Annotated in this window: 3 protein-coding genes and 1 pseudogene; all 4 read right to left on the bottom strand. The window is 48.0% G+C overall.

Annotated elements, in window-relative coordinates:
- Positions 1-138 precede the first annotated feature (138 nt).
- Positions 139-333: pseudogene (gene tnpA, locus RTW80_RS22600) on the bottom strand (IS200/IS605-like element IS200C family transposase); the annotation flags it as partial.
- Between the two features lie 473 nt (positions 334-806).
- Complete coding sequence (locus tag RTW80_RS22595; RefSeq protein WP_001312828.1) at positions 807-2,177, bottom strand: TolC family protein; 1,371 nt, start codon at positions 2,175-2,177, stop codon at positions 807-809.
- A 3-nt stretch (positions 2,178-2,180) separates the two neighbouring features.
- Entirely contained in the window at positions 2,181-4,121 is a 1,941-nt protein-coding gene (locus tag RTW80_RS22590; protein WP_312720273.1) for a MacB family efflux pump subunit, read from the bottom strand.
- Positions 4,118-4,544: efflux RND transporter periplasmic adaptor subunit (locus RTW80_RS22585; protein WP_409415308.1), on the bottom strand; the 427-nt coding region annotated here is incomplete at its 5' end. The genes RTW80_RS22590 and RTW80_RS22585, both read right to left, overlap by 4 nt.

Raw genomic sequence — 4,544 nt, 5'->3', positions numbered from 1 at the left:
GACAGAATAAAGGTGCGCACAATGACGTTATGCTAAAGAGGCCGCTGCGGGAGGGATTTTCGCAGCGGCCTTTTCAATATATGGACATTTATAATGAGCCAGTGATTAGACATTTTCACTGAGCTTTGACAAACATTGTAGCATATGGATATGATCTGCACAGCATTCAGCTTCCAGAATCCGTACACTTTTCCACTCACACAGCTTTCTCAAAATACAGCCTATTGCTCTACGCTTCTCTCTGTAGAACACCTGTCTTCGGTATTTTGGCGCAAATACTATGTGATATTTACAGTTCCATCGGGTGTGCGCTAAGCTCTTTTCGTTCCCCATTGGGACCCCCTTTTGATTTCTTGTTTGACACTTGCAGTTGCCAGACCGCAAGGTGTTTTAATAAATCAAAAGGGGTTTTAATAACTGGCTCAAAGCTGAAAGCTTTCCGGAACCCCCAGCCTAGCTGGGGGGTTTCTATGCACAAGAAAACGGCTCCCTGTTGTAGAAGCCGTTATAGTGCCGCAGTTTAAGGAGCGGTCAATTGATCCTTAATTGCTCGGCATTACGCTATGCCGGTGGATATTTATCGAGTTTGATGACTGCTTTGATGATCACTTTTAAGAAAAGATATTTACACAGAATGGTAAACATGCTCGTGACACGCAATACTGCTCTGCTGAAGTGAATAGCATTGCGCTTAACAGTGATTTTTTGTTTTCAAGAGCAGGTAAAGCTCAAATGTCAATGGCTATGGTGTTTTCAGCTGTGGCTATTTTTCACTCCTTATTGCTCCTGGTTGTCCCCAATTAGACTTAAGGAAAGGTTGATGCCCCGCCAAACTCAAGATAAATTTTTGCTAGATTCTGCAACTGATTGAAGCGGTTTTCATCCAGTCGCAGCTCCGCCTGACGACGTTTTTCCTGAGCATCAAGCCAGAATGAAATACGTACTGCACCATGCCGGTAACGAACTTCGTTTAACCACTCTGACTTACGTGCAAGTTCCAGTTCTTCCCTGAGTCTTGTCTCCTGAAGCAGCAACTGGTTACGAAATGAAAGCGCGTCCTCTATACTGCTCATTGCCTTATAAAGTAGCTGTTTAAACTCCAGCACTCGCTGTTCGTAATCGTTACGGGCAATTTTTACCTCTATGTCCCGCTGTCGCCACTCCAGGAACGGTAGCGTCAGGTTAGCGCCTACGGAACCGACCGGATTATGCAGTAATGCCAGTAGCGAAGCGCTGCTGGTACCCAAAGCGCCTGTCAGGTTGAAGGTGGGGTAATATTCGCTACGCTTGATATCAACCGTAGCTAGCGCCTCACGCAACTGCCACTCTTTAGCACTTATGTCAGGCCGGCGCATCAGTATGCTGGCAGGAATATTCGCATTGACCTTAGGCAGGCTTCCTTTTGGCAGCGTTGTGGGCTCGACTATCTGGCAACCGGGCACGGTGCCGAGCAAAACGGCCTGCTGATTGAGTAGCTGTGAATGTTCTCGTTGTAGCCCTGTAAGCTGGTTCTCTTGCGTGAGCAGGTTTTGCTGCGCGTCAATCACATCCAGCGACGAGATATTTCCTGCACGATAGCGAACCTCGGCCAGACGCAGCGTCTCTTTTGCATAGTCAATACTCTGCTGGAGGGTGGTAATTTGTTGATTTACAAAACCGATACGCCAGTAATTATTGCTGGCCTCTGAAAGCAGCATCAGGCGCGCGGAGCGAAAATCTTCTTCACTGGCATGGACTGCCCACTCAGCAACATCACGCTGACGGGCAATTTTTCCCCAGAGATCCAGCTCATAGCTGGTGCCAAGGCTGGCAGAACCGCTTTTTGCCCAGCCGGACGAGTTATTCAGCTGTTTTTTTCCGTCCATACTCAGTGCCGCCTTTAGTGCAGGAGTATTGGTGATACCTGTTCTTTCCGCATCCAGCTGCGCCCGATGTATCCGCAGTGCAGCTATAGCTATGTCGTTATTACTTGTCATCACCAGGTGAAGCCAGTTATCGAGATTAGGATCGTTAAATTCTTCCCAGTCAAACGGGGATGTATTTCCGTCCACATCGCCCTTGGTCCAGTTGATGGGATAGTTCACTTCGGGAGCGCGATAGTCACTTTTCAGCACGTTTGTGCAACCTGAACAGAGTGCGGTGATAAGGCATAAAGTCAACGATGATAAAATTTTCATATATTATTCGCTGGCCAGTGAAATAACCGGGTCCATCCTTGCTGCCTTGCGGGCTGGGAGATACCCGAAGATTATGCCAATTAAGGTTGAGCAAAAAAATGCAGCAACAGCAGCCTGCCACGAATATATAGCTGCGAATATCCCGTCCGCCAGAGCGTTAAAGAGCGCACCTGTGATATACGACAGTGCAATACCGAGTGCGCCACCAATCAGGCAAACCAATACGGCCTCAATAATAAACTGTTGCATAATGTCGCTGCGTCTCGCGCCAACCGCCATTCGTACGCCAATTTCATGAGTTCGTTCCGTTACAGAAATCAACATGATGTTCATCACCCCGATACTGCCGATCATTAGTGAGATACATGCGACCATAAGAATTAAAATACTGAAGGTCATTGAGGTGTGTTCGATAGACTTTCTTATTTGTTCAAAGTTATAAAGCTGGAAGTCTTTTATGCCGTGACGCCGGGTTAATAGTTGGGAGATAGCGCTGATTGCAGCCTCGTTATCCACATTGTCTTTTAGCCTGACGCTAATACCGGTCAGAACTGGTTTACCCACAATACGGTACATCACCGTGCTGTAAGGCATCCACACAGTAATGCGATTTGATGCATCACTACGGTTGTTACTTTTAGCGATGCCAACCACTCGTGCTGGTACAGAACCAAGAAAGACTATTTGCCCCAGAGCCTGTAACCCTGTGTTGTCGAAAATGGCCTTACGAGTATTCTCATCGATAATAACTTCCTGTAGAGCGTTGCGATCGTCTCTAAAAGTAGTCCCTTGCAACAACTCAATACCTTTTACCCGGAAATGTTCCCGCCCACCGCCGTTAATGGACGCTATCGCAGATTTACCCAGAAAACGAATGTTGTCTGAAGCGCTAACTTCCGGGCTGACGCTATCGATAAACCCTTGCTTCGCCAGTGCATTTGCGTCAGCAGGTACCAATGTTCTAATACTCTCAATGCTGTCATCGAACAAATCCTGCCCGGGATAAATGCTGACCACGTTTGTCCCCAGACTTTTAATCTCTTCCAGTGTTTCTTGCCTGGCTCCTTCACCCAATGCCACAACAGTGACAACGGAGGCGATACCAAAAACAATCCCGATCATGGTAAGCGTGGTGCGTAAGCGATGCGTCTTCATCGCTTTTAGCGCCATTTGCATCGATTCACGCGTTCGATCGAGCAGTGTTTTCCAATAGCTTTGCCGGATTCTGTTGGTTTTTGGTAGTGTTTCCGTCGCAGATACGCAACCTCCACTATCAGCGATGATTTCGCCATCACACAGCTCAATGATTCGCTTTGCGTGCCGGGCGACCTTCATATCGTGGGTCACCATTACTACAGTATGACCACGTCGATTAAGTTCATTCAGAATGGCTAACACTTCTTGCCCGGATTGCGAATCCAGAGCACCAGTTGGCTCATCCGCCAAAATTATCTTTCCACCGTTGATCAGTGCTCGGGCAATACTGACGCGTTGCTGCTGACCGCCTGAAAGTTCGCAAGGTTTATGATGCTCACGTCCTTCCAGTCCCAGTCTGCCCAGCAACGCCGTTGCACGTTGCCGACGGCTGTCGCGTTCGCTGTTGGCGTAAATGGCCGGGATCTCCACGTTACCAAGTGCGCTAAGATCAGGTATCAAATGGTAGCGCTGGAATATAAAGCCAATGTGTTCCCGGCGCACTCTAGCCAGCTCATCGGGTGAAAGACAGGCGGCATTTTGTCCGTCGATGTAGTAATCACCTCTATTGGGTACGTCAAGGCAACCCATTATGTTCATTAAGGTTGATTTGCCTGAGCCAGAGGCTCCAATGATTGCCACCATTTCTCCAGCAACGATTGTCAAATCGACATTTTTCAGGACGGTCCGCGTTTGATCTCCGTTGCCATAAGTTCGGCTAACCCCTTTTAACTCAATAAGTTTTTTCACAGCATAATCCTTTCTTCGGGCTCTTTCTTATCCGGCAGCGACAGCACGACATTTTCTCCGACATTTAAACCTTCGAGGATCTGAATATCCACGCTGTTCGTGATACCAGTTTTCACATTCCGGGGTTCCAGCCTGCCATCTGCTGCCAGCACCAGGACCTGTTGCTTCTTCCCCTCATTTCTGTGCACTGCCTGAATGGGTACCAGCAGTGTATTTTGGGCTTCATCAGTAATCAGGGTAACCTGAGCAGTCATGGCAATACGAAGTCGATTTTCTGGGTTAGGCACATCGAATAGAGCATTGTAATAAACGGACGCATTTGAAGTTCCGGAGCCTGATGCTGAAGTGTTGCTGGCGAGAGAGTCATCTTTCATTACCGATTCTGGTGCCAGTTCAACGGCACGCAGTGTTGCGCTGTAGTGC

The organism is Escherichia sp. AM3, from assembly GCF_032029835.1.
In the GTDB taxonomy this organism is placed as follows: domain Bacteria; phylum Pseudomonadota; class Gammaproteobacteria; order Enterobacterales; family Enterobacteriaceae; genus Escherichia; species Escherichia coli.
Note: the sequence above shows the minus strand (reverse complement) of the source record. Positions and strands in the feature narration are given on the sequence as shown.